This is a genomic window from Limnohabitans sp. 15K, assembly GCF_002778285.1.
GTDB lineage: Bacteria > Pseudomonadota > Gammaproteobacteria > Burkholderiales > Burkholderiaceae_C > Limnohabitans_A.
This window is the reverse complement of the sequence record NZ_NESM01000001.1, coordinates 1,425,249-1,446,426: the sequence shown is the minus strand read 5'-3', so window position 1 is coordinate 1,446,426 and position 21,178 is coordinate 1,425,249. Positions and strand designations below refer to the sequence as shown.

General features: G+C 58.4%; 20 protein-coding genes. 9 read left to right on the top strand and 11 right to left on the bottom strand.

Translation table 11 applies throughout. The annotated features are described in order from the left end of the window. Positions 1–15: 15 nt before the first annotated feature. The 4 genes from yidC to rpmH all read right to left on the bottom strand — a co-directional run bounded on the left by yidC (position 16) and on the right by rpmH (position 2,621). The gene (gene yidC / locus B9Z40_RS06845; protein ID WP_100172466.1) at positions 16–1,704 is read right to left on the bottom strand and encodes a membrane protein insertase YidC; all 1,689 of its coding nucleotides are present in this window, start codon (positions 1,702–1,704) and stop codon (positions 16–18) included. Further along, complete coding sequence (gene yidD, locus B9Z40_RS06840) at positions 1,701–1,976, bottom strand: membrane protein insertion efficiency factor YidD (RefSeq protein ID WP_100172465.1); 276 nt, start codon at positions 1,974–1,976, stop codon at positions 1,701–1,703. The genes yidC and yidD overlap by 4 nt, the downstream gene beginning before the upstream one ends. Further along, a complete protein-coding gene (locus B9Z40_RS06835; protein WP_100172974.1) occupies positions 1,973–2,419 on the bottom strand; it encodes a ribonuclease P protein component in 447 nt (148 codons plus the stop codon). The genes yidD and B9Z40_RS06835 overlap by 4 nt, the downstream gene beginning before the upstream one ends. Positions 2,420–2,486: 67 nt before the next feature. Further along, on the bottom strand, positions 2,487–2,621 hold the full coding sequence (rpmH, locus tag B9Z40_RS06830) for a 50S ribosomal protein L34 (protein ID WP_005798102.1): 135 nt from the start codon (positions 2,619–2,621) through the stop codon (positions 2,487–2,489). Positions 2,622–2,861: 240 nt separating this feature from the next. Here rpmH and dnaA point away from each other — a divergent pair, with 240 nt between their 5' ends. From dnaA to fic, 4 genes are all read left to right on the top strand, one after another. Next, the gene (gene dnaA / locus B9Z40_RS06825; protein ID WP_233204812.1) at positions 2,862–4,262 is read left to right on the top strand and encodes a chromosomal replication initiator protein DnaA; all 1,401 of its coding nucleotides are present in this window, start codon (positions 2,862–2,864) and stop codon (positions 4,260–4,262) included. A 242-nt stretch (positions 4,263–4,504) separates the two neighbouring features. Next, on the top strand, positions 4,505–5,614 hold the full coding sequence (gene dnaN, locus B9Z40_RS06820) for a DNA polymerase III subunit beta (RefSeq protein ID WP_100172463.1): 1,110 nt from the start codon (positions 4,505–4,507) through the stop codon (positions 5,612–5,614). 92 nt (positions 5,615–5,706) lie between these two features. After that, the gene (gyrB, locus tag B9Z40_RS06815) at positions 5,707–8,310 is read left to right on the top strand and encodes a DNA topoisomerase (ATP-hydrolyzing) subunit B (RefSeq protein WP_100172462.1); all 2,604 of its coding nucleotides are present in this window, start codon (positions 5,707–5,709) and stop codon (positions 8,308–8,310) included. 184 nt (positions 8,311–8,494) lie between these two features. Continuing rightward, the gene (fic, locus tag B9Z40_RS06810; RefSeq protein ID WP_100172461.1) at positions 8,495–9,610 is read left to right on the top strand and encodes a protein adenylyltransferase Fic; all 1,116 of its coding nucleotides are present in this window, start codon (positions 8,495–8,497) and stop codon (positions 9,608–9,610) included. Here fic and B9Z40_RS06805 read toward each other — a convergent pair. Beyond that, positions 9,607–9,945: a DUF3427 domain-containing protein gene (locus B9Z40_RS06805; RefSeq protein WP_100172460.1), complete on the bottom strand. Its 339-nt coding sequence runs from the start codon at positions 9,943–9,945 to the stop codon at positions 9,607–9,609. The two genes, fic and B9Z40_RS06805, sit on opposite strands and share 4 nt — an antisense overlap. A gap of 151 nt (positions 9,946–10,096) precedes the next feature. On the opposite strand from B9Z40_RS06805, the gene B9Z40_RS06800 reads away from it, so the two are divergent. Further along, the gene (locus B9Z40_RS06800; RefSeq protein ID WP_233204811.1) at positions 10,097–12,037 is read left to right on the top strand and encodes a DUF2075 domain-containing protein; all 1,941 of its coding nucleotides are present in this window, start codon (positions 10,097–10,099) and stop codon (positions 12,035–12,037) included. Between the two features lie 5 nt (positions 12,038–12,042). On the opposite strand, the gene B9Z40_RS06795 is transcribed toward B9Z40_RS06800, so the two are convergent. From B9Z40_RS06795 to B9Z40_RS06780, 4 genes are all read right to left on the bottom strand, one after another. Beyond that, complete coding sequence (locus B9Z40_RS06795; protein ID WP_100172458.1) at positions 12,043–12,474, bottom strand: hypothetical protein; 432 nt, start codon at positions 12,472–12,474, stop codon at positions 12,043–12,045. A gap of 247 nt (positions 12,475–12,721) precedes the next feature. Next, positions 12,722–12,961: an Arc family DNA-binding protein gene (locus B9Z40_RS06790; RefSeq protein ID WP_100172973.1), complete on the bottom strand. Its 240-nt coding sequence runs from the start codon at positions 12,959–12,961 to the stop codon at positions 12,722–12,724. A gap of 56 nt (positions 12,962–13,017) precedes the next feature. Continuing rightward, positions 13,018–13,689, bottom strand: a complete 672-nt coding sequence (locus B9Z40_RS06785; RefSeq protein ID WP_100172457.1) for a metallophosphoesterase — start codon at positions 13,687–13,689, stop codon at positions 13,018–13,020. A 7-nt stretch (positions 13,690–13,696) separates the two neighbouring features. After that, positions 13,697–14,842: a Fic family protein gene (locus B9Z40_RS06780; RefSeq protein WP_100172456.1), complete on the bottom strand. Its 1,146-nt coding sequence runs from the start codon at positions 14,840–14,842 to the stop codon at positions 13,697–13,699. Between the two features lie 120 nt (positions 14,843–14,962). Here B9Z40_RS06780 and B9Z40_RS06775 point away from each other — a divergent pair, with 120 nt between their 5' ends. Then, complete coding sequence (locus B9Z40_RS06775; RefSeq protein WP_100172455.1) at positions 14,963–15,574, top strand: PolC-type DNA polymerase III; 612 nt, start codon at positions 14,963–14,965, stop codon at positions 15,572–15,574. A gap of 7 nt (positions 15,575–15,581) precedes the next feature. Here B9Z40_RS06775 and B9Z40_RS06770 read toward each other — a convergent pair whose 3' ends face one another. Continuing rightward, entirely contained in the window at positions 15,582–16,049 is a 468-nt protein-coding gene (locus B9Z40_RS06770) for an Lrp/AsnC family transcriptional regulator (protein WP_100172454.1), read from the bottom strand. Between the two features lie 102 nt (positions 16,050–16,151). Here B9Z40_RS06770 and mdeB point away from each other — a divergent pair, with 102 nt between their 5' ends. After that, the gene (gene mdeB, locus B9Z40_RS06765; protein WP_100172453.1) at positions 16,152–18,761 is read left to right on the top strand and encodes an alpha-ketoglutarate dehydrogenase; all 2,610 of its coding nucleotides are present in this window, start codon (positions 16,152–16,154) and stop codon (positions 18,759–18,761) included. A gap of 28 nt (positions 18,762–18,789) precedes the next feature. On the opposite strand, the gene B9Z40_RS06760 is transcribed toward mdeB, so the two are convergent. Beyond that, complete coding sequence (locus tag B9Z40_RS06760) at positions 18,790–19,389, bottom strand: hypothetical protein (RefSeq protein ID WP_100172452.1); 600 nt, start codon at positions 19,387–19,389, stop codon at positions 18,790–18,792. A 178-nt stretch (positions 19,390–19,567) separates the two neighbouring features. On the opposite strand from B9Z40_RS06760, the gene phaP reads away from it, so the two are divergent. Together phaP and B9Z40_RS06750 are read left to right on the top strand one after the other, a co-directional pair. Next, on the top strand, positions 19,568–20,125 hold the full coding sequence (gene phaP / locus B9Z40_RS06755; RefSeq protein ID WP_100172451.1) for a TIGR01841 family phasin: 558 nt from the start codon (positions 19,568–19,570) through the stop codon (positions 20,123–20,125). Positions 20,126–20,214: 89 nt separating this feature from the next. Beyond that, the gene (locus B9Z40_RS06750; protein ID WP_100172450.1) at positions 20,215–21,003 is read left to right on the top strand and encodes an enoyl-CoA hydratase/isomerase family protein; all 789 of its coding nucleotides are present in this window, start codon (positions 20,215–20,217) and stop codon (positions 21,001–21,003) included. The last annotated feature ends 175 nt before the right edge of the window (positions 21,004–21,178 follow it).

The following is a 21,178-nucleotide window of genomic DNA, read 5'->3' as shown; positions in this document are numbered from 1 at the left end:
CGCGGCCCTTTGGATTTACTTGAACGATGGCAGATTGAACTGCGGTGGAACGCCCATTCGGGTGTTGATCATCCACTGCTGGGCAATCGACAAGATGTTGTTGGTGATCCAGTACAAGACCAAGCCGGCAGGGAAGAAGAAGAACATCACTGAGAAGATCAGCGGCATGAACCACATCAATTTGGCTTGCATCGGGTCTGGTGGTGCGGGGTTAAGCGCAGTCTGCAGCAAGGTGGTCAATGTCATGACTATGGGCAAGATGAAGAACGGATCGGGCGCTGAAAGGTCTTTGATCCACAAGATCCAAGGCGCGTTGCGCATTTCCACACTGGAGAGCAGCACCCAGTAAAGGGCAATGAACACGGGAATCTGAATCATGATCGGGAAGCAGCCACCCATGGGGTTGACCTTTTCTTCGCGGTAGATCTTCATCATCTCTTGTTGCATCTTTTGCGGATCACTCTTCAAGCGTTCACGCATTTCCATGATCTTGGGGTTGATGGCTTTCATTTTGGCCATGCTGGCGTAAGCCTTGGCGTTGAGCCAGTAGAAAGCAATCTTGAGCAAGAGCACCAAGGCCACGATGGACCAGCCCCAGTTCTGAATGAAGCTGAACAACTTGTCCAGCAACCAATACAAAGGCTTGGACAACATGGCCAACCAGCCGTAATCCTTCACCAAGTCCAAGCCTGGGGCCAAAGCCTCCAGCACTTTTTCTTCTTGGGGGCCGCTGAACAGTTGCGTGCTCACGCTCTTGGACTGGCCAGGGGCCACATCGGCCAAGGGCGTGATCATGCCCACGGCATACAGATTGGTGTCCACCTTGCGCACGAAGTTTTCGCGTTGAATGCCGTCGGCCAGCAACCAAGCGGATGCGAAGTAGTGCTGCACCATGGCCACGTAACCATTGGGTGAGGTCTTGTCGATTTCAGCTTTGTTTTTCTCGATGTCGCTGAACTCGACCTTGTGGTACTTCTTGGCTTCTGTGTAAACAGCAGGGCCTGTAAAGGTTGAATAGAACGACGATTCGCCCGCAGGCTTGTTGCCGTCACGCACCAATTGCAAATACAGCTGAGGCGACACGTTGGTGGTGCCGGAGTTGACCACTTCGTGTTTCACGTCAATGGCGTAGCTGCCGCGCTTCAGCGAGTAGGTCTTGACCAGTTTCACGCCATTTTGTGCATCGGACTCGAAGCGCAAAGTCAGCTCATTTTGGCCGTCTTTGAGGCTTCGCTCACCGCTGAACTTCATCGGCGATTTGTGTGTGGGAAAGTCGCCGCCAATCAGACCGGTTTGTGCCATGTAAACACGGTTGCTGCTCTGGTCGAGCAAAACCAGCGGCTTGGTGCTGTCAACAAAATCGGCGTGTTGGGTGAACTCTGTGCGCACCAAAGAGCCACCTTCGGTGTCAAAGCTGAGCTTGAGCACATCGGTGGTCACTTCGATTTTTTCGCGAGCGGCAGCCGCTGCTGCAGGCACAGATGAGGGCACCTGACCGGGTGTGGCGGCCACGGCAGCGGTGGCCGCTGTGGGCACTGCGCTGGCGCTGGCCGCAGGTGCTGCCGACGTTTTGGCAGGTGCTGCAACTTCCGGTTTCGGAAAGAAAGTGGCCTTCTGGCCGTTGGACAGTTGCCACTGGTCCCACAACAGGACCATGGAAAAACCAAAAATCACCCAAAGGATGGTGCGACGGATATCGTTCATGGGGTCTTCTTTGACGAAGTAGGGGAAAACAAAGCAGAGAACAAGCGGGGTGCTTGAGGTGGAACAGGGTCGTGACCACCGCTGCACCAAGGGCCGCACCGCACCAGGCGGTGAGCCGTCAGATAAGCGCCATGAGCAGCACCATGCTGCTCCAGCGCTTGCAAAGCGTAGGCCGAGCAAGTGGGCTCAAAACGGCAGGACGATCCAAGCCATGGGCTCAGCAGCAAGCGGTAACCGCGCACTACACCCAACAACAAACGCTGGATGATCATGCGCGAACCTCTGGTGTTTGTGACCGAACGGCACGCTCGAACAGTTGCTCGAGCTCCTGCCTCACGGCCAGCTTCAGGTGCTCGGAGGTGGCGCTGATGAATTGCTTGCGGTCAAACGTGCTGCGCAGACGAACCACATGGGCAGCCACAGGCAGGCGATCACCGAAATGCTCGCTCACGTTGTAGATCTGGCGTTTGATGGCGTTGCGCGTCACAGCCCGTTTTGCCCAGCGTTTGGGCACCATCGCGCCCAGCCAAATGTCAAACAAGTCAAAAAGGGCCTGCTCCGATGAGGGTGCAGGCCCAGTGTGTTCAGCAGGTGCCAAGGGAGTGTCTGCGGGTCGGGTCAGTGTCAGGCGGTGCAATGCAAAGTGCGTTGTGCGCGAGACTGTTCCACCCGCCAGGGCGGCCTGAAACTGTGGGCGTGTTTTCAAACGCTGCACGATGGCCAAACCCTGAGATCAACCGAATGCTGTGGCAACGGGCCACAGCCACACGGTCGAAAAGGCATTAGACAGCCAGACGCTTGCGGCCTTTGGCGCGACGTGCATTGATCACAGCGCGACCGCCACGGGTTTTCATGCGAACCAGAAAGCCGTGGGTACGGGCGCGACGTGTCTTGGATGGTTGGTAGGTGCGTTTCATAACTCTTCCTTTGTGCCCAAGGCCATGAATCAGCTTTGGGCGAAACCCAAGATTATCGCAAACTTTCGGGCACTCGGCAAATAAACCGTCATTTAGGTTTCGGGTGTTCCCTGATCCCAACCAGAACCGATGTGGTTTATGATGGGCTTTAGAACTCGTATCGGCATGTGGATAAGCTCTTGATAAGCCTTATTTCCTTGCTGCATCCTCTCACAACTGTCCACAAAAAATAAATACAACATGCCCGAGGGACTCACCCCAGAATTTTCGATGGATGCCGGCCAAGCCTTGTGGCAGGCGTGCGTGGACGAGCTCTCACGCGAGCTGCCAGAGCAGCAGTTCAATACCTGGATCAAACCGCTCACTGCGCAGATGTCGGAAGACCAATTGCGCATGACTTTGTTTGTGGCCAATCGGTTCAAACTCGACTGGATTCGCGCGCAATATGCAGGCCGTTTGGCTGCGATGCTTGAAAGTTTGCAAGGTCACCCAGTTCAAATAGAGTTAGTGATTACTCCGCGTGACAGCGGCATCAGAACTGTGCGTCAGTCCACGCCATCGTCGATGGAAAACGGGCCTGAGCCCATCGATTTGCCCGAAGAGCCGGCCACCAATAGCTTCCGCAGCCGACTCAACACCGCTCTGACTTTTGACAACCTGGTCGAAGGCACCGCTAACCGCATGGCGCGTGCCGCGGCCATGCATGTGTCGGGCTCGCCGGGCCACCTGTACAACCCCTTGTTCATCTATGGCGGCGTGGGTTTGGGCAAGACCCACCTGATGCACGCCATCGGCAACAAGCTGTTGGCCGACCGGCCCGAAGCCAAAGTTTTGTACATCCACGCCGAACAGTTTGTGTCGGATGTGGTTAAAGCCTACCAGCGCAAGACGTTTGACGAGTTCAAGCACCATTACCACTCGCTCGATTTGTTGCTGATCGACGATGTGCAGTTCTTTGCCAACAAAGACCGCACGCAAGAAGAATTCTTCAACGCCTTTGAGGCTTTGCTGGCCAAAAAGTCGCACATTGTGATGACCAGCGACACCTATCCCAAGGGCCTGGCCGATATCCACGAGCGACTGGTCTCGCGATTCGATTCGGGCCTGACGGTGGCCATGGAGCCGCCCGAGCTGGAAATGCGGGTGGCGATCCTGATCAACAAAGCCATCAGCGAAGGCAGCGAAATGCCCGAGGAGGTGGCGTTTTTTGTGGCCAAAAACGTGCGCTCCAACGTGCGTGAGCTCGAAGGCGCGCTGCGCAAAATCCTGGCTTATTCGCGCTTCAACCAGAAGGAAATTTCCATCCAGTTGGCCCGTGACGCCCTGCGCGATTTGTTGTCGATTCAAAACCGCCAGATCAGTGTCGAAAACATCCAGAAAACGGTGGCCGACTACTACAAGATCAAGGTCGCCGACATGTACAGCAAGAAGCGCCCGGCCAGCATCGCTCGGCCGCGCCAGATCGCCATGTACCTGGCCAAGGAAATGACCCAAAAGAGCCTGCCCGAGATCGGCGAGCTGTTTGGCGGGCGCGACCACACCACGGTGTTGCATGCCGTGCGCAAAATCAACGCTGAACGCCTGCAAATGACCGAGTTGAACCAGCAGCTGCACGTCTTGGAGCAAACCCTCAAGGGATGATGTCAGACCATTTCTCACTTGTGGGAGGCTGCCCCTGCAGCCGAATGCCGGCACCCCGGTTGTGCGGGCATTCGCGAGCGGGGGCTCGCTCCCACAAGGCCCCTGGCCGATCCCCGGCAAAAGAATGCCCAATCGGGGGTTTTGGACAAAAAAACAGCCGAAAAACGGCGAAAATGTACCCTGTTTGCATCCATCTGCCCATCTTGGGCTGATGCCTGAAAAGAACCACCAAAGGTAGACAAATGATCGTCCTGAAGGCCACCCAAGACAAATTGCTGTCGGTCCTGCAATCCGTGTCCGGCATTGTCGAGCGCCGCCACACCTTGCCCGTGCTGGCCAACGTGTTGATCCGCAAAACTGGCCACGCCGTGCAGCTGACCACCAGCGACCTCGAAATTCAAATCCGCACCACCGCCGAGATGGACGGTGACCCAGGCGACTTCACCACCACCGTGGGTGCGCGCAAACTCATCGACATCCTGCGCACCATGCCCGCTGACCAAACCGTCAGCCTTGAATCGTCACAAGCCAAGCTGATCTTGAAGGGCGGCAAGTCCAAGTTCACCTTGCAGACTTTGCCCGCAGAAGACTTCCCGCTGGTGCAAGAAGCCGCCAGCTTCGGCCCCGTATTCAGCGTGCCGCAAAAAACCCTTAAAACATTGCTCAGCCAGGTTTCGTTCGCCATGGCCGTGCACGACATCCGTTATTACCTGAACGGCATCTTGTTTGTGGCCGAAGGTAACCGCCTGAGCTTGGTCGCCACCGACGGTCACCGCTTGGCCTTCACCGCCGCCACGCTCGACGTCGAAGTGCCTACCAAACAAGAAGTCATCTTGCCGCGCAAAACCGTGCTCGAGCTGCAGCGCTTGCTCTCGGACGCCGACGGCGCGATCGAGATGCAATTTGCGAACAACCAGGCCAAGTTCAGCTTTGACGGCATGGAGTTCGTGACCAAGCTGGTCGAGGGCAAGTTCCCCGACTACAACCGCGTGATCCCCAAAGGCCACAGCAACAACCTGACCCTGGGCCGCCAAGCCCTGCTGTCTTGCTTGCAGCGCACCGCCATCCTGACCAGCGACAAGTTCAAGGGCGTGCGCCTGAACCTTGACCCGGGCAGCCTGCGCGTAGCCTCGACCAACGCCGAACAAGAAGAAGCCGTGGACGAACTCGACATCGATTACGGTGGCGACAGCATCGAAATCGGCTTCAACGTCACCTACATCATCGATGTGCTCAGCAACATGGGCCAAGACATGGTCCGCATCGATTTGGCCGACGCCAACAGCTCGGCGCTGATCACGATCCCCGAGAACGACAACTTCAAATATGTGGTGATGCCCATGCGCATTTAAGGCGAAAGCCCTTGATGCCCACTTAAGGCCCCATATCGAAACCCGCGACCCCTCGCGGGTTTCGGCCATTCAAGCGACAGAGAAAATTGAACATGACCGACGAAATCAACCCCAGCGAAGACGCTTTCACCACCGCTCAACCCAAGATCGACGCCAACCAGGCGGGCGCATCTGAAGGCTACGGCGAAGGCTCCATCCAGATTCTGGAAGGCCTGGAGGCCGTGCGCAAGCGCCCCGGCATGTACATTGGTGACACCTCTGACGGCACGGGCCTGCACCACTTAGTGTTCGAGGTCGTGGACAACTCGATTGACGAAGCGCTGGCGGGCCACTGCGACGACATCGTGGTCACCATTCACAGTGACAACTCCATCAGCGTGACCGACAACGGCCGCGGCATCCCCACGGGCGTGAAGATGGACGACAAGCACGAGCCCAAGCGCAGTGCCTCCGAAATCGCTTTGACCGAACTGCACGCAGGCGGCAAGTTCAACCAAAACAGCTACAAGGTCTCTGGCGGTTTGCACGGCGTGGGTGTGTCTTGCGTCAACGCTCTGAGCAAATGGCTGCGCCTCACGGTGCGTCGCGAAGGCAAAGTGCACCAGATCGACTTTGCCAAAGGTTTTGTGCAAAACCGTTTGCTCGAAACCGTGGATGGCGTCGAAATTTCGCCCATGCGCGTCACGGGTGCCACCGACAAGCGCGGCACCGAAGTGCACTTCTTGCCCGACGTTGAAATCTTCACGCAGAACACCGATTTCCATTACGAAATTCTGGCCAAGCGTTTGCGTGAACTCTCATTCCTCAACAACGGTGTGCGCATTCGTCTGAAGGACGAGCGCAGCGGCAAAGAAGACGACTTCTCTGGCGCAGGTGGCGTCAAGGGTTTTGTGGACTTCATCAACGCCAACAAAAAGGTGCTGCACCCCAACGCTTTTCATGCCAACGGCGAGCGCCCAGCGGACAGCTATGGCGGCATCCCCGGCACCAGCATCGGTGTCGAAGTGGCCATGCAGTGGAACGACGGCTACAACGAGAGCGTGCTGTGCTTCACCAACAACATTCCCCAGCGTGACGGTGGCACCCACCTCACCGGTCTGCGCGCCGCGATGACCCGCGTGATTGGCAAGTACATCGAGAAAAACGAGATCGCCAAAAAGCAAAAAGTCGAAGTCAGCGGCGACGACTTGCGCGAAGGCCTGTGCTGCGTGCTGAGCGTCAAAGTGCCCGAGCCCAAGTTCTCCAGCCAGACCAAAGACAAGCTGGTGTCGAGCGAAGTGCGCGCCCCGGTGGAAGACATCGTGGCCAAAGCCCTGAACGACTACCTCGAAGAGCGCCCCAACGACGCCAAGATCATTTGCGGCAAGATTGTCGAAGCCGCCCGTGCCCGCGAAGCCGCCCGCAAAGCCCGCGAAATGACACGCCGCAAAGGCGTGCTGGACGGCATGGGCTTGCCCGGCAAACTGGCCGACTGCCAGGAAAAAGATCCGGCCCTGTGCGAAATCTACATCGTCGAGGGTGACTCCGCTGGTGGCTCGGCCAAGCAAGGTCGCGACCGTAAATTCCAGGCCATCCTGCCCCTGCGCGGCAAGATCCTGAACGTCGAAAAAGCCCGCTACGAAAAGCTGCTGACCAGCAACGAAATCGTCACGCTGATTACCGCCTTGGGCACCGGCATCGGCAAAGCCACTGCCGAATCCGGCAAGAGCGGCACCGACGACTTCAACGTCGACAAACTGCGTTACCACCGCATCATCATCATGACCGACGCCGACGTAGACGGCGCGCACATCCGCACCCTGTTGCTGACCTTCTTCTACCGCCAGATGCCTGATCTGGTCGAGCGTGGCCACATCTACATTGCCCAGCCGCCGCTCTACAAAGTCAAGGCCGGCAAAGAAGAGCTGTACCTCAAAGACGGTCCGGCGCTCGACGGCTTCTTGCTGCGCATCGCGCTCAAAGACGCCAGCATCAGCACGGGCGGCGCTGCCCCACAAGTGCTGTCAGGCGAAACGCTCGAAGCCTTGGCCCGCAAACACCAAGTGGCCGAACACGTCATTGCACGCTTGTCCAACTTCATGGACGCCGAAGCCCTGCGCGCCATGGCCGACGGCGTGTCCCTGAACCTGGACACGCTGGAGCAAGCCGCCGAATGCGCCCCCGCGCTGCAAGCCAAGCTGCGCGAACTCAACACCACCGGTATCCCTGCCGAAGTGGCAGCCGAGTTTGACGTGCGTACCGACAAACCGATTCTGCGCATCAGCCGTCGCCACCACGGCAACATCAAGAGCAGCATCATCACGCAAGACTTTGTGCACGGTGCCGATTACGGTGCATTGGCCGAAGCCGCCAATACTTTCCGCGGGCTCCTTTCCGAAGGCGCCAAAGCTCTGCGCGGTGAAGGCGAGCGACAGAAAGAAGAAAAAGTGGGCGACTTCCGCCAGGCCATGCATTGGCTCATCAGCGAAGCCGAACGCACCACCAGCCGCCAGCGTTACAAGGGTCTGGGCGAGATGAACCCCGCCCAGCTGTGGGAAACCACCATGGACCCCACTGTGCGCCGCCTGCTGCGCGTGCAGATCGACGACGCCATCGAAGCCGACCGCGTGTTCACCATGCTCATGGGCGACGAGGTCGAGCCACGCCGCCATTTCATCGAAAGCAACGCGCTGCGGGCGGGGAACATTGATATTTGATCGATAAAAGCCATCATGTCGTCAAAATGATATTCTGGCGACATGACTGGGCTGACGTGTACTCGCCAAGAACATGAGGCTGCTCTCATGTTCGAAAAATTGAATTATTGCAACACGTTTGCTTGACGTGTCGCTCTTGAGAACATATTCTTCGAACATGTTTCAATAATTTAATTTCAAGTACATGTACGACATCGAACCCGTTTGGCAGCCAGACCGGGCGCATAACCAGTTACCGACACTGCCTCCGGGGCACGACCTGGAAAGCAAAGCAGTGCTGCGTGCCTGCATTACGGCGCGCGCTGCATTGGCCGAGCTGAAACAAGCCGCCGAGCTGATCCCCAACCAGACCATGCTCATCAACACCATTCCGTTGTTGGAAGCCAAAGACAGCTCGGAAATCGAGAACATCGTCACCACCACCGACCAGCTGTTCCAACACGTGGATGGTGATGGGCAAGCGGATCACGCAACAAAAGAAGCCTTGCGTTACCGAACTGCACTCCACCAAGGCTATCGGTCACTCCGATCCAGGCCCCTGTGCACGGCCACTGCGGTCGAGGTGTGTCGCACCCTCAAAGGTGCGGACATGGATATCCGACGAACACCCGGCACCCAACTGGCCAACGACCGGACGGGCGAAGTGATCTACACACCGCCGGAAGGGGAAGACCGGTTGCGGACCTTGCTGGCCAACTGGGAACGGTTTCTGCACAACGAAACCGAACTGGACCCATTGATACGCATGGCTGTTGGGCATTACCAATTTGAAGCCATTCACCCCTTCACGGACGGAAACGGACGCACAGGCCGTGTCGTCAACATCCTGTTTCTGATCCAGCAAGAGCTGCTGAACCTGCCCATCCTCTATTTGAGTCGGCACATCATCGCGAACAAAGCCGACTATTACCGCCTTTTGCTGGAAGTCACACGGGACCAGGCTTGGGAGCCTTGGGTCTTGTTCATGCTCAAAGCGGTAGAAGAAACATCGCGATGGACCACCGGAAAGATCGCGGCCATCCGGCAATTGGCCGAGCACACTACCGAACACGTACGGCTGAGCTTGCCCAAAATCTACAGCCGCGAACTGGTGGATGTGATCTTTGAACAGCCTTACTGCAGAATTGGCAACCTCGTGGACAAGAGGATTGGGCAACGGCAAGCCGCATCACGGTATTTGAAAGAGCTCGTGGCCTTGGGTGTGCTGCGCGAAATGACCTATGGGAAAGAAAAGCTCTTCATCCACCCCAAACTGATGCAATTGATCAGCCGCGATAGCAACGAATTTCAAGCGTACTAGGCGGTCAGCCCAAACACGATGCTCATGGGCCTGCTGCCCTGGTGCAACTGGTAGCGCACCCGGCCGTGGTACGTGAACGGTGCGGCCTTGCCAGCGGCCAGCTTGGTGTCGCGCACAAAGAGGTGGATGTCGATGCCTAAAGCGGCGTGGCGGATGATTTCGTCGCCGCGTCTGCTGCTCGGGTCGGTGGCGTTTTGGCTTTGCCAGTGAAAGTGCGTGTCATCGATCCAGTGGTCCATGTACTTGTGCTCGTCAGCCCGGCCTTGTTTGTTGAGCGTGACCAGCAGGATGTGCGCCTTTTTCTGGGCCAGCACCACATGGCCAATTGAGAACATTGCGTTGCTAACTCAGGTGGTTGAGTATCAAGCTGGCATCCCTGAATCATCATCAATCCGTTTAAGATCATCTCAATTTAGAAATAAGTACTTTAGGTAACGCGTGCAATATTCCAATCGTTCCTTCTATTCGGCAGACATCAAGCAATTTGTGACATCAGACCCCAACTTGGTGCTGGGTGTCTTGACTGAGAACAGTGGTTTTTCCATCGAGATGACCCAGCGCGATGCATGGCGGTCACAGATACAAATTCTTCAGAAAGAACTGAAATCGTTCACAGGCCGCGGCGCAGTTTTCTTTGAGTTCATCGTGCCGCGTTTGGGCAAACGCATCGACGTGTTGGCGTTGATCGACCACGCCATTTTTGTTATCGAGTTCAAGGTGGGTGAAGCGCTTTTCAACCGTGCTGCGGTGGATCAGGTTTGGGACTACGCGCTCGCCCTCAAAAACTTCCACGAGACCAGTCACCACTGCGTGATCGCACCCATCTTGATCGCCACCCAAACACAAGGCACCCGCGGTCAGATCGTCACCAGTCACCATAACGACGGTTTACTTTTCCCCATCAACACATCATCTGCCTTCTTGGCCTCCACCATCGAAGATGTGTTGGCCTTTTCGTCGGGTGCCCAACTGGACTCCGCCGCTTGGGCCAACGGGCGTTACCGTCCCACCCCCACCATCATCGAGGCCGCGTCAGCGCTATACGGCAACCACTCGGTGGCCGAACTCTCGCGCAACGATGCGGGTGAAAAGAACTTGGCGCAAACCTCGGTTGCCATTGCGCAGCTGATCCAAGACTCAAAACAACGGAAGCAAAAGGTCATCTGTTTTGTGACAGGTGTTCCCGGTGCGGGCAAAACCTTGGTGGGTTTGGACATCGCCACCAAGCACATGGACGCTGAGAGCGATTTGCACAGCGTGTACCTATCGGGCAATGGCCCTTTGGTGGCCATTCTGCGTGAAGCCTTGGTCCGGGACGAGGTGGCACGAAAAAAAGCCGTGGGTCAAAAGTTGCGCAAAGGCGAAGCCAGAAAAGCCGTTGAAGCCTTCATTCAAAACGTTCACCATTTCCGCGATGCGTATTTGTCGGACGAGCGGCCGCCAGTGGACCACGTGGTGATCTTTGATGAAGCGCAGCGCGCTTGGACGCTGGAACAAACCACCCAGTTCATGGCCCGCAAAAAGGGCTACCCAGACTTCAACCGCTCCGAGCCCGACTTCTTGATTTCTTGTCTTGACCGTCACCCCGACTGGGCGGTGGTCGTGTGTTTGGTGGGCGGTGGTCAAGAGATCAACACGGGTGAGGCGGGCATTGGCGAGTGGCTCAAGGCCATTCACGAGCACTACCCCGATTGGGCGGTGCACATCTCGCCGCACCTTCAAGACTCAGAGTACGGTGCAAACGAAGCGCTGACGCAGCTGAAGTCGCGGGACAACGTTCACCACAACGACGATCTGCATTTGTCGGTGTCCATGCGCTCCTTCCGCGCAGAACATGTGTCCACCTTCGTGAAGCACTTGTTGGACCGTCGTATCGATTTGGCCCAAGCCATGTTCCAAGACGTTCAGGCGCGCTACCCGATCGTGGTGACCCGCGATTTGGATAAGGCCAAGCGCTGGCTGCGCGAAAAAGCTCGGGGCAGCGAGCGCTTCGGCATGGTGGTTTCTTCGCAAGCCGTTCGCCTGCGCCCACACGCCATCGACGTTCGTTCACCCATGGACCCCATCCATTGGTTTTTGGACGACCGCGATGACGTTCGGTCTTCTTTTTACTTGGAAGACGTGGCCACCGAGTTTCATGTTCAAGGTTTAGAGCTCGACTGGGCTTGTGTGGTCTGGGATGCCGACTTGCGCTTTGGCGAAGCCGAATGGGAATACCGTTCGTTTGTGGGCAACAAATGGCAAAAAATACACCTGGCGCATCGCCAGATGTATTTGAAGAATGCCTATCGGGTCTTGCTCACCCGCGCTCGGCAAGGCATGGTGATCGTGATCCCCCCCGGCGATCCCGAGGATCCCACCAGAGATCCGGCTTTTTACGACCCTATTTTTGGTTATTTGACCTCTCTTGGAATTCAAGTTATCTAACGAGTTCATGGACTGCACTCGCCGCTAAAGGGTTCCTTGAGTTTGGCTTGTCTGCGCAAATCGTTGGGGCGGGTGTTTTGCCGGAAGGTGTCGGGTGGCCTGAAGCATTCTTCAGGCGAGACCCAATACACCGTCCAATCGCCGTACAGCTTGCCGTCAAAGCAAAGCAGGTCACCGTTGATGGCCAAGTCCATGAGCGTGTCGTGGGTGCCTGTGAACAGTTGGGCGTCTGTGGGGCTGACGAATTCCACATTCACCGAGCAGGCGTAGGTGGTGTGAAAGTACCTGAGCGGCCCGATGGCCGGACCATCAAAGCCCCAGCCGTTCATGACTTGGTTGGGCGTGTCGCGGCCATGAAACAAGCCCAAATACAAGCCGGGCTTGCTGGGGCGAACGCCATAAACAGGCGTGGTGCTTGGGTCTGTTGCGGGGTGCATGTTGCCTCCATGTGAGTGAGGCAGTCAGCTTAAGAAAAGGGTGTGGCTTTGTGTACCAGGGCTTTGCCTGGGTTACCTTGCAAAAATCAAAAGACCGAGATGGGCTTTGAAAGGATGTCTGCATGGGCCTAAGACGCACTTGCGTCAAAAGGCAGGATTCTTTGCTCTAGGCCAAGGTGCAGGGTTTCTTTTCTTTCGCCCACAGGCAGCTTAAGCGACTCAGAGATGACGCTGGTTTCGAACAGGATCATTCAAATACGATGTGTTTTGCTGGTGTCTTGTCTCGCTCAATGACCAACTCAAAGCCGCCTGCTTCTTGGCCAATTTCGGCCAGCAGCGATCCCAGTTGGATGCGGCCTTCCGGGCGGGCAGCTTGCTCCAGAATGGCTCGCACTTCGGCTTCTGTGCTGCGCCCGGCCAATGCGGCACGCACGCGCAGTGCCCTGAGGGTTTCTTCGGGCAAGTTGCGGATGGTGATGGACGACATGGCAAAGTCTCCTTGGGCAAGGTGTGAATGATATGAAAATGAAAATTTCATATCAATCAATCCACCACCATCACCCCCCGCAGACCCACCCCATAACTTTCAAACCCTTGCTCAGCCCAGCGCGCGCTGCTGTCGATGTTGTCGTGTTGGTGTCCGTGCACCGTCATGCGCACGCCCATGCGGCGGGCCAGTGTGTCCAGCTCTTTGAATCCGTGGTCGTGGTAGCCGGGCGCTTCGTGGGTGATGAGGATGTCGGCTTGCAGCGTGGCCAGTTGTTCCACCTCGTCGGGGTAGATGGTGGACCAGTGTTTGAGGTGCACGCTGCCTTGCCAGCGGTCTTGGCGCGGCGTCACGCGGGCGTGGTCTTCGCGGTTGCGAAACTTGGGCGCTTGCTGGTCTTTGGGGTACCACACCGCACCGCGAAACACGCCGCCCAGCCCGGCGATGCGCGTGCCGCAGGGCAGCGTGACGACGCGGCCGTGCAGTTGCCGCTCGCTCACCTCTGGGTGCCAGACGTTGCCAAAGTTGCCCGCGTGGTCGGTGTCGTGGTTGCCGTGGATGAACCAGACGCGCTCCCAAATCGGTTCCAGCTCGATGTGCAGCGGGCGTGCAGGCTCCAAGTCGCCGAGCAAGATCACGGCGCGGGCGTGGGTTTGCTCAGCCGCATCAATGATTTGCTGCCACTGGCCGTGGGGGTCGCCGCAGAAGAGGATGGGGCCGGGTTGCATGGGTTGATCAAGTGCTCAGCAATTCCACATAGGCTTGGTAGCTGTAATGACGGTTCTTTTTTTGCCCAGTCTGCTCGACCACGATGCCGAGCTTTTCCAGTGTTTTGACCGCTGCATTGGCTGTGGGGAACGTGGTTCCCAGTTTTTCGCAGACTTGATCGATGGAAAAAATGGGCATCAGTGGCAAGAGTTCAAACAGACGAAGACTGGCTGGCGTGATTCTGGGCTCTTGGAGCAGGCGACGCCGGTCGGTGTTGATCAGGCTGGCCAATGCGACGATGCCACGCTCTGCGGTGTCTGCTGCGCGGGCAACACCTTCCAGGAAAAAAGCCACCCAGCCTTCCCAGTCGCCATCCGTGCGGACTGCAGAAAGTCGTCGGTAGTATTCGCTTTGATGCTGCTTGAGGTAGGCGCTCACGTAGACCAAGGGCTCTGACAACAAGCCCCATTGCTCCATGAGTGCGGCAATCAGCAATCGCCCAATGCGTCCGTTGCCATCCAAAAAGGGGTGAATGGTTTCAAACTGAACGTGCACTAGCCCAATGCGCACCAGAGGGGGTAGGGTGGGCCGTGTGTCGTGGATGAAGCGTTCAAGATCGGCCAGCAGGGCGGGTACTTGCGTGGGCGGCGGGGGGACAAACACAGCGTTACCGGGCCGAGTGCCGCCGATCCAGTTTTGAGACTGGCGCAACTCGCCCGGTTGGCGACCTGAGCCACGGGCACCGTCCATGAGCAGGCGGTGGGCTTGCCGCATCAGGCGCACGCTCATGGGCAGGCCGTTGGGGGCCCGCAATGTTTGTTCTGTCCAGCGAAAGGCACGCAGGTAATTGGTGACCTCCTCCACATCGTCTGTGTTGCTGACGACCAACCCCGCCTCTTTGTCAAACAGGTCGACCAGTGTCGCCTGGGTCCCCTCAATCTGGGATGTGAGCAGGGCCTCTTTGCGGATGGCGCTGTAGAGTAACCAGTCGATCGAAGGTACCAAGCCTGCCACCCCTGCCAGACGTGCTAAGGCCAGTTCAGCCGTGCGGTTGAGTCCGGCATAGCAAGCAGCGTCCAGTTCGGGCTCAGCAGGTGGCAGCGCATGGGGCACAAAAGCGCGCACGCTTTCACCGAGAGTGGTTGAGGTGACGTAAGTACCGGTGACGCGCATGGCCAGATATTAAAGATCGCTTGAATACAGGTTCATCATATTAAAGCCATCTTTAATATGGTGCAAGCCTGTGAAAGCAGGTTTTAATCTGAGACCCGTTTGTGCATCAGCCTTCACTCCATGTCCTCCATCGCCATCATCGACTTTGAAACCACAGGCATGTCGCCCACCATGGGCGACCGCGCCACCGAGGTGGCCATCGTCATGCTCGAAGACGGCCAAGTGGTGGACCGCTACCAAAGCCTGATGAACGCCGGGGTGCGGGTGAACAGTTTCATCACCCAGCTCACGGGCATCACCAACGAGATGGTGCAGGCCGCGCCAGCGGCCGAGCAGGTGATGCGCGAGGCAGCGCGCTTTGTGGGCGGGCGGCCCATGGTGGCGCACAACGCGGCCTTTGACAAAAAGTTTTGGCAGGCCGAGCTGGCGCGTTGCGGGCAAGACGGCTCGCATGCCTTTGCCTGCACTTTGTTGCTGTCGCGCCGCCTGTACCCGCAAGCGCCCAACCACAAGCTGGGCACGCTGGCCGCTCTGCACCATTTGCCATCGTCAGGCCGCGCCCACCGGGCCCTGGCCGATGCCGAGATGGCCGCGCATTTGCTGGCGCAGATGCAGCAGGACCTGAAAACCCGTTACGGCTGCCAGCATGCCGACCACGCTTTGCTGATGGGCCTGCAACGCACCAGCCGCCACATGGTGGGGCCCTATTTGAAGAAGCATGCGCAGGGCTGAAAGTGCCTTACCCCAAACCCAGCGGCAATGCCGTCTTGTAGCGCACCTGCTTGAGCGCAAAACTGGAGCGGATTTTTTCCACGCCGGGAATGGGTGAGAGCTGCTCCAGGATGAAGCGCTCCAGCGCCGCCATGTCGCGCACGGCCACGCGCAGCAGGTAGTCGCTGTCGCCGGTCATCAAATAGCACTCCATCACTTCGTCGTGCCGCGCGATGTGGGCCTCAAAGTCCGCCAGCGTTTCCTTGCTTTGGGTTTTGAGGCTGATCGAGATGAACACCGTCAGGCCCAGCCCCAGCGCAGCCGCGCTGGCCAGCGCCACGTAGCGCTGGATCACGCCGCCTGACTCCAGCGACTTCACGCGGGCCAGGCACGGCGAGGGCGACAGGCCAATCCGTTTGGCCAGCGTCACATTGGACAGCGAACCGTCGCGCTGCAGCTCGTCGAGTATCTTCAAATCCACGTTGTCCAGAATCATGTGCTGAATTCCTATCAATTACGGCATATTGTGCTTTAAATACTGGTCTAAGAGGCGCAAATACGCAGCACATGCGCCGCTTGCATCTGTAGAGTAAAGGGCATGAATGCACCCATAGAACCCCATTTGCAAGCGATGTTGTCCGCCCACGACATTGACCCCGAAGAAACCGCCGAGTGGCGCGAGGCTTTGCTGTCGCTGATCGGCTCGCAAGGCCCTGAGCGTGCCCGCCAGATTCTTGACGAGCTGGCCATCGTGGCGCGCCAGCAGCGCACGGGCTGGCAGCCCGAACTGAACACGCCCTACATGAACACCATCGCGGTCGATGACCAGCCCGTGTTCCCCGGCGACTTGGCCACCGAAGAGCGGCTGGTGGCCATCATGCGTTGGAACGCGCTGGCCATGGTGGTGCGGGCCAACCAGGCCTATGGCGAGTTGGGTGGGCACATCGCCAGTTACGCCAGCGTGGCCGATTTGTTCGAGACCGGGTTTCACCACTTCTTTCATGCGCGCACCGAGCAGCACAAAGGCGACTTGGTGTTCTTCCAGCCGCACAGCGCACCCGGCGTCTACGCCCGCGCCTTTCTGGAAGGGCGCTTGAGCGAAGCCGACTTGCTGCACTACCGCCAAGAGATCACCGCGCCCGACAGCGGCGCGCGCGGTTTGTCGAGCTACCCACACCCTTGGCTGATGCCCGACTTTTGGCAGTTCCCCACGGGCTCCATGGGCTTGGGGCCGATCAGCTCGATCTACCACGCGCGCTTCATGCGCTACCTGACGCACCGCCAGCTGCAAGACTGTAGCGCCCGCAAGGTGTGGGGCGTGTTTGGTGACGGCGAGATGGACGAGCCCGAGAGCATGAGTGCTCTGACCTTGGCCGCGCGAGAAAAACTCGACAACCTGGTCTGGGTGGTCAACTGCAATTTGCAGCGCCTGGACGGCCCGGTGCGTGGCAATGGCCGCATCATCGACGAGCTGGAAAAGCTGTTTGCGGGTGCGGGCTGGAACGTGATCAAGCTGGTCTGGGGCAGCGACTGGGACGGCCTGCTGGCCCGCGACACCTCGGGCGCTTTGTTGCGCGCTTTTGCCAACACGGTCGACGGCCAGATGCAGACCTTTGCCGCCAAAGATGGTCGATTCAACCGCGACAATTTTTTCGGCCAAAACGAAGAGCTGGCACGGCTGGCGCAGGGCATGACCGACGAGCAGATCGACCGGCTCAAGCGCGGTGGGCACGACATCGTGAAAATCCACGCCGCTTATGCGGCAGCGGCTGCGCACCGTGGCCAACCCACGGTGATCCTGGCGCACACCAAAAAAGGCTTTGGCATGGGCAGCGCGGGCCAAGGCAAGATGACCACGCACAGCCAAAAGAAGTTCGACGAGCAAGACCTGATTGACTACCGCAACCGCTTTGACCTGCCGCTGAGTGACGAGCAGGCCAAGGGCTTGGCCTTTTACAAGCCCGCCGACGACAGCGCCGAGATGCGTTACCTGCGCGAGCACCGCGCCCGCTTGGGTGGCAGCTTGCCCAAGCGCGAGACGGTGTGTGACCGTTTGCCTGTGCCCGCACTCGCCAGTTACGGGCAGTTTGCGCTGCAGGCCGATAGCAAAGAGATGAGCACCACCATGGCCTTTGTGCGCATGTTGGGCAACCTGCTCAAAGACAGCACCTTGGGCCCGCGGATCGTGCCCATCGTGGCCGACGAGGCGCGCACCTTCGGCATGGCCAACCTGTTCAAACAGGTTGGCATTTACAGCAGCGTGGGCCAGCGCTACGCGCCCGAAGATATCGGCTCGGTGCTGAGCTACCGCGAAGCCACCGATGGCCAGATTCTGGAAGAAGGCATCAGCGAAGCGGGCGCGATCGCCAGCTGGACGGCCGCGGCCACCAGCTACAGCGTGCACGGCCTGGCCATGCTGCCCTTTTATATTTATTACTCGATGTTTGGTTTTCAGCGCGTGGGCGACGCCATCTGGGCCGCCGCCGATCAGCGGGCGCGCGGCTTTTTGCTCGGCGCGACCTCAGGCCGCACCACCTTGGGCGGCGAGGGCCTGCAGCACCAGGACGGCAGCAGCCATTTGGTGGCGGCCACCATCCCCAACTGCAAGGCCTACGACCCGGCCTTCGCAGGTGAGCTGGCTGTCATCGTCGATGCAGGCATGCGCGAGATGGTCGAGCAGCAAGCCGATGTGTTTTATTACGTCACCTTGATGAACGAGAACTACGCGCAGCCCGACTTGCCTGCGGGTGTCGAGGGCGACGTGCTGCGCGGGGGTTATCGATTTGGCGCGTACGGCCCGAGCGATGCCGCCCAGCGTGTGACCTTGCTCGGCTCGGGTGCGATCTTGACCGAAGTGGTCAAAGCCGCGCAGCAAATGGCCGCGCAAGGTTTGGGCGTGGAGGTGCTGAGCATCACCAGCTGGAGTGAGCTGGCCCGAGACGGCATGGCGCAGGAAGCCAGTGGAAGTGTGGGTGCCGGACATCTGGCGCAACTGCTGGCCAGCACGCAAGGCCCGGTCATCGCCGCCACCGACTACGTGCGCGCCGTGCCCGAGAGCGTGCGCGCTTTCGTGCCCGAAGGCCGCCGCTACCGCACGCTGGGCACCGACGGCTTCGGCCGCAGCGACACGCGGGCTGCGCTGCGCCGCTTCTTTGCGGTGGATGCTGAGAGCATCGCGCAGGCGGCGCTGCAATCGCTGGAGCGGTGAGGTGTGACGCTGAGCGTTCGCAGGGGCTTCAGCCCTGTACCACGCTGAAATAAGCCTGTCGTGTTTCTGGGCTCGCGGCGTCGAGCGCTTGCTCGTAGCGGGTTTGGTGCTGGGCCAACATGCGTGCCGAGGCAATGGTTTTGGATTTGCAAAACCAGTGGCAGCTGTGCTGCATCAAAAACATCTCGCCCATCATCTGGAAAGAGCGCTCTTTGGGGTTCAGTCCGTGCAGGTTGCTCACGGTGCGCCCAATGCCTTGGGCGTGCACTTCCAGCAGGCGGCGCATGTCGAAGGTGAATTTGGGCGAGAGTTGGTCGATGTGGGGAATGGCCAGCTTGAAACCCCGTGTGGGCGGCGCGCTCAGCTTGGCAAATTCCCGCGCCAGGTTTTGGAACTCGTTGGCCAGTTGTTGCTCGGCTTGTTCTTGCAGCTGCAAGATTTGCTGCTGTCGCTCCGGGTCCGTTTCGCCCAGCGCCCGCATGTAGGCGCTGGTCAGTTGTTCCATGTGTTTTTCTATTTGGTAAGGACGCAATTGCTCGGCCAGCAAGATGGTGCGTTGGCGCTGGCCTTGGGTGTTGAGCCAGTGGATGCCCGTGGCCAACAGGAAAAGCAAACTGAGAAATTCCATAAATAAAGGGGTGTCTTGACCGGAATGGCCGTTGTGCCAAGTGTAGTGAGTTGCCAATGGACAGGACCAAGACAAGCCAATTGGAGAGGGGACTCTAAAGTGCGGGTTTTCCCTTGCTTGTGGTCCGGCATGCTGTTCAAATTGCTGCATTGCAACAAACCTTTCCAAGGAACACACCATGAACTTCAACGCTGACCAATTCGCCGCCACCCAAAAAGCCAACCTGACCGCTGCTGCCGACCTGTCGCAAACCGCATTTGCCGGTTTCGAGCGCTTGGTTGAGCTGAACATGGCCGCTGGCAAAGCCGCTGTGGGCGAGTCTTTCGCCAACATGCAAGCTTTGATGGGCGCCAAGACTCCTCAAGACATGATGGCCGTACAAGCCGCTTTGGTGCAGCCTGCCTTCGAAAAGTCGGTGTCTTATGGCCGTCACTTGGCTGACATCGCCAACAGCACCAGCGCCGTGTTCACCAAAACCGTCGAGGGCAAAATGGCCGAGTCCGAGCAAGCTGTCAAAAGCCTGGTTGAAAACAGCCTGAAAAACGCACCAGCTGGCTCTGACGCCGCTGTGGCCGCCATCAAGACCGCTTTCGAAGCTGGCCAAACTGCTGCTGAAACCCTGAAAAAAGTCGCCAAGCAAGCCGCTGACACCGCCGAGTCCAACATCAAAGCCGCAACAGCCCAAGCAGAAGCTTCGGTCAAGGCCGCCATGACCAAGGCCAAAGCCAAGGCTTAAGCCTCGCCCCCATGAGCCGGCTCTGAAATGGGTCAGCTTCCTACAATCAGGGTGTCTTCGGGCACCCTTTTTGTTTTTGGATTCCACCCATGTCTTCAGCCTTTGCGCAAGCTTCAGCCCCCGTCTTGGACATCGAGGAGGGTGTGGCCACGATCACCCTGAACCGCCCCGCCCAGCGCAACCGCTTGGAAAACGGCGACCTCAAAGCCTTGCTGGCGCACTTTGAACACATCGAGCGCGACCCCACCGTGCGTGTGCTGGTGTTGACCGCCAACACCGCAGGCCAACCCAAGCCGGTGTTTTGTGCGGGCTACGACATTGGTGGTTTTGACGAGCCAGGCCATGGCGCAACCTTTTTTGAGGAAATCCCCGATGCCTTGGCCAAGCTGCGGCCGGTGACGATTTGTGCCCTGAACGGCAGCGTGTATGGCGGGGCCACCGACGTGGTGTTGGCGTGTGATCTGCGCATCGGTCTGCAAGGCATCGAGTGGCGCATGCCCGCCACGGCGCTGGGACTGCATTACTACCCCAGTGGCTTGCAGCGTTATGTGAATCTTTTTGGTTTGGTGGCAGCCAAGCGGGCGTTTTTGACCGCGCGGCCTTTCACGGCCCAACAACTGGATGCGCTGGGTTTGTTCGAGGCATTGGTGGGGCCTGACAGCTGGGCGCAGACCTTGCAGACTTTGGTGCGCGAAATTCTGGCCTTGGCCCCTTTGGCGGTGCAAGAAACCAAAAAATCTTTGAACGAGATTGCAGGCGGGGACATGGACGAGGACCGACTGCGCGAGCGCGAGCACATGACCAGCCGCAGCGCCGACTTTGCCGAAGGGCGTGCAGCGTTTGCTGAGCGGCGAAGGCCGTTATTTGTCGGACGGTAATCAAACGGATAGCCCCGCCCAAGTTCTGTGCCCCAATGGGAGGGCTGCATGACCTCCGATCTGAGGGTACTATTTGCGCTGGTATCACAACATTTACTTTTATCTACTCTTCGAGCCATGTTGTTGCGAATCCCATTTTTCATGCTCTGGATCTGCTGCATTTTGTTGCACAGTT

Excerpts from the sequence above, each read along its gene's own strand:
- yidC (WP_100172466.1), bottom strand. The coding sequence starts at position 1,704 with ATGAACGATATCCGTCGCACCATCCTTTGGGTGATTTTTGGTTTTTCC.
- yidD (WP_100172465.1), bottom strand. The coding sequence starts at position 1,976 with ATGATCATCCAGCGTTTGTTGTTGGGTGTAGTGCGCGGTTACCGCTTG.
- rpmH (WP_005798102.1), bottom strand. The coding sequence starts at position 2,621 with ATGAAACGCACCTACCAACCATCCAAGACACGTCGCGCCCGTACCCAC.
- dnaA (WP_233204812.1), top strand. The coding sequence starts at position 2,862 with ATGCCCGAGGGACTCACCCCAGAATTTTCGATGGATGCCGGCCAAGCC.
- dnaN (WP_100172463.1), top strand. The coding sequence starts at position 4,505 with ATGATCGTCCTGAAGGCCACCCAAGACAAATTGCTGTCGGTCCTGCAA.
- gyrB (WP_100172462.1), top strand. The coding sequence starts at position 5,707 with ATGACCGACGAAATCAACCCCAGCGAAGACGCTTTCACCACCGCTCAA.
- fic (WP_100172461.1), top strand. The coding sequence starts at position 8,495 with ATGTACGACATCGAACCCGTTTGGCAGCCAGACCGGGCGCATAACCAG.
- B9Z40_RS06805 (WP_100172460.1), bottom strand. The coding sequence starts at position 9,945 with ATGTTCTCAATTGGCCATGTGGTGCTGGCCCAGAAAAAGGCGCACATC.
- B9Z40_RS06795 (WP_100172458.1), bottom strand. The coding sequence starts at position 12,474 with ATGCACCCCGCAACAGACCCAAGCACCACGCCTGTTTATGGCGTTCGC.
- B9Z40_RS06790 (WP_100172973.1), bottom strand. The coding sequence starts at position 12,961 with ATGTCGTCCATCACCATCCGCAACTTGCCCGAAGAAACCCTCAGGGCA.
- B9Z40_RS06785 (WP_100172457.1), bottom strand. The coding sequence starts at position 13,689 with ATGCAACCCGGCCCCATCCTCTTCTGCGGCGACCCCCACGGCCAGTGG.
- B9Z40_RS06780 (WP_100172456.1), bottom strand. The coding sequence starts at position 14,842 with ATGCGCGTCACCGGTACTTACGTCACCTCAACCACTCTCGGTGAAAGC.
- B9Z40_RS06775 (WP_100172455.1), top strand. The coding sequence starts at position 14,963 with ATGTCCTCCATCGCCATCATCGACTTTGAAACCACAGGCATGTCGCCC.
- B9Z40_RS06770 (WP_100172454.1), bottom strand. The coding sequence starts at position 16,049 with ATGATTCTGGACAACGTGGATTTGAAGATACTCGACGAGCTGCAGCGC.
- mdeB (WP_100172453.1), top strand. The coding sequence starts at position 16,152 with ATGAATGCACCCATAGAACCCCATTTGCAAGCGATGTTGTCCGCCCAC.
- B9Z40_RS06760 (WP_100172452.1), bottom strand. The coding sequence starts at position 19,389 with ATGGAATTTCTCAGTTTGCTTTTCCTGTTGGCCACGGGCATCCACTGG.
- phaP (WP_100172451.1), top strand. The coding sequence starts at position 19,568 with ATGAACTTCAACGCTGACCAATTCGCCGCCACCCAAAAAGCCAACCTG.
- B9Z40_RS06750 (WP_100172450.1), top strand. The coding sequence starts at position 20,215 with ATGTCTTCAGCCTTTGCGCAAGCTTCAGCCCCCGTCTTGGACATCGAG.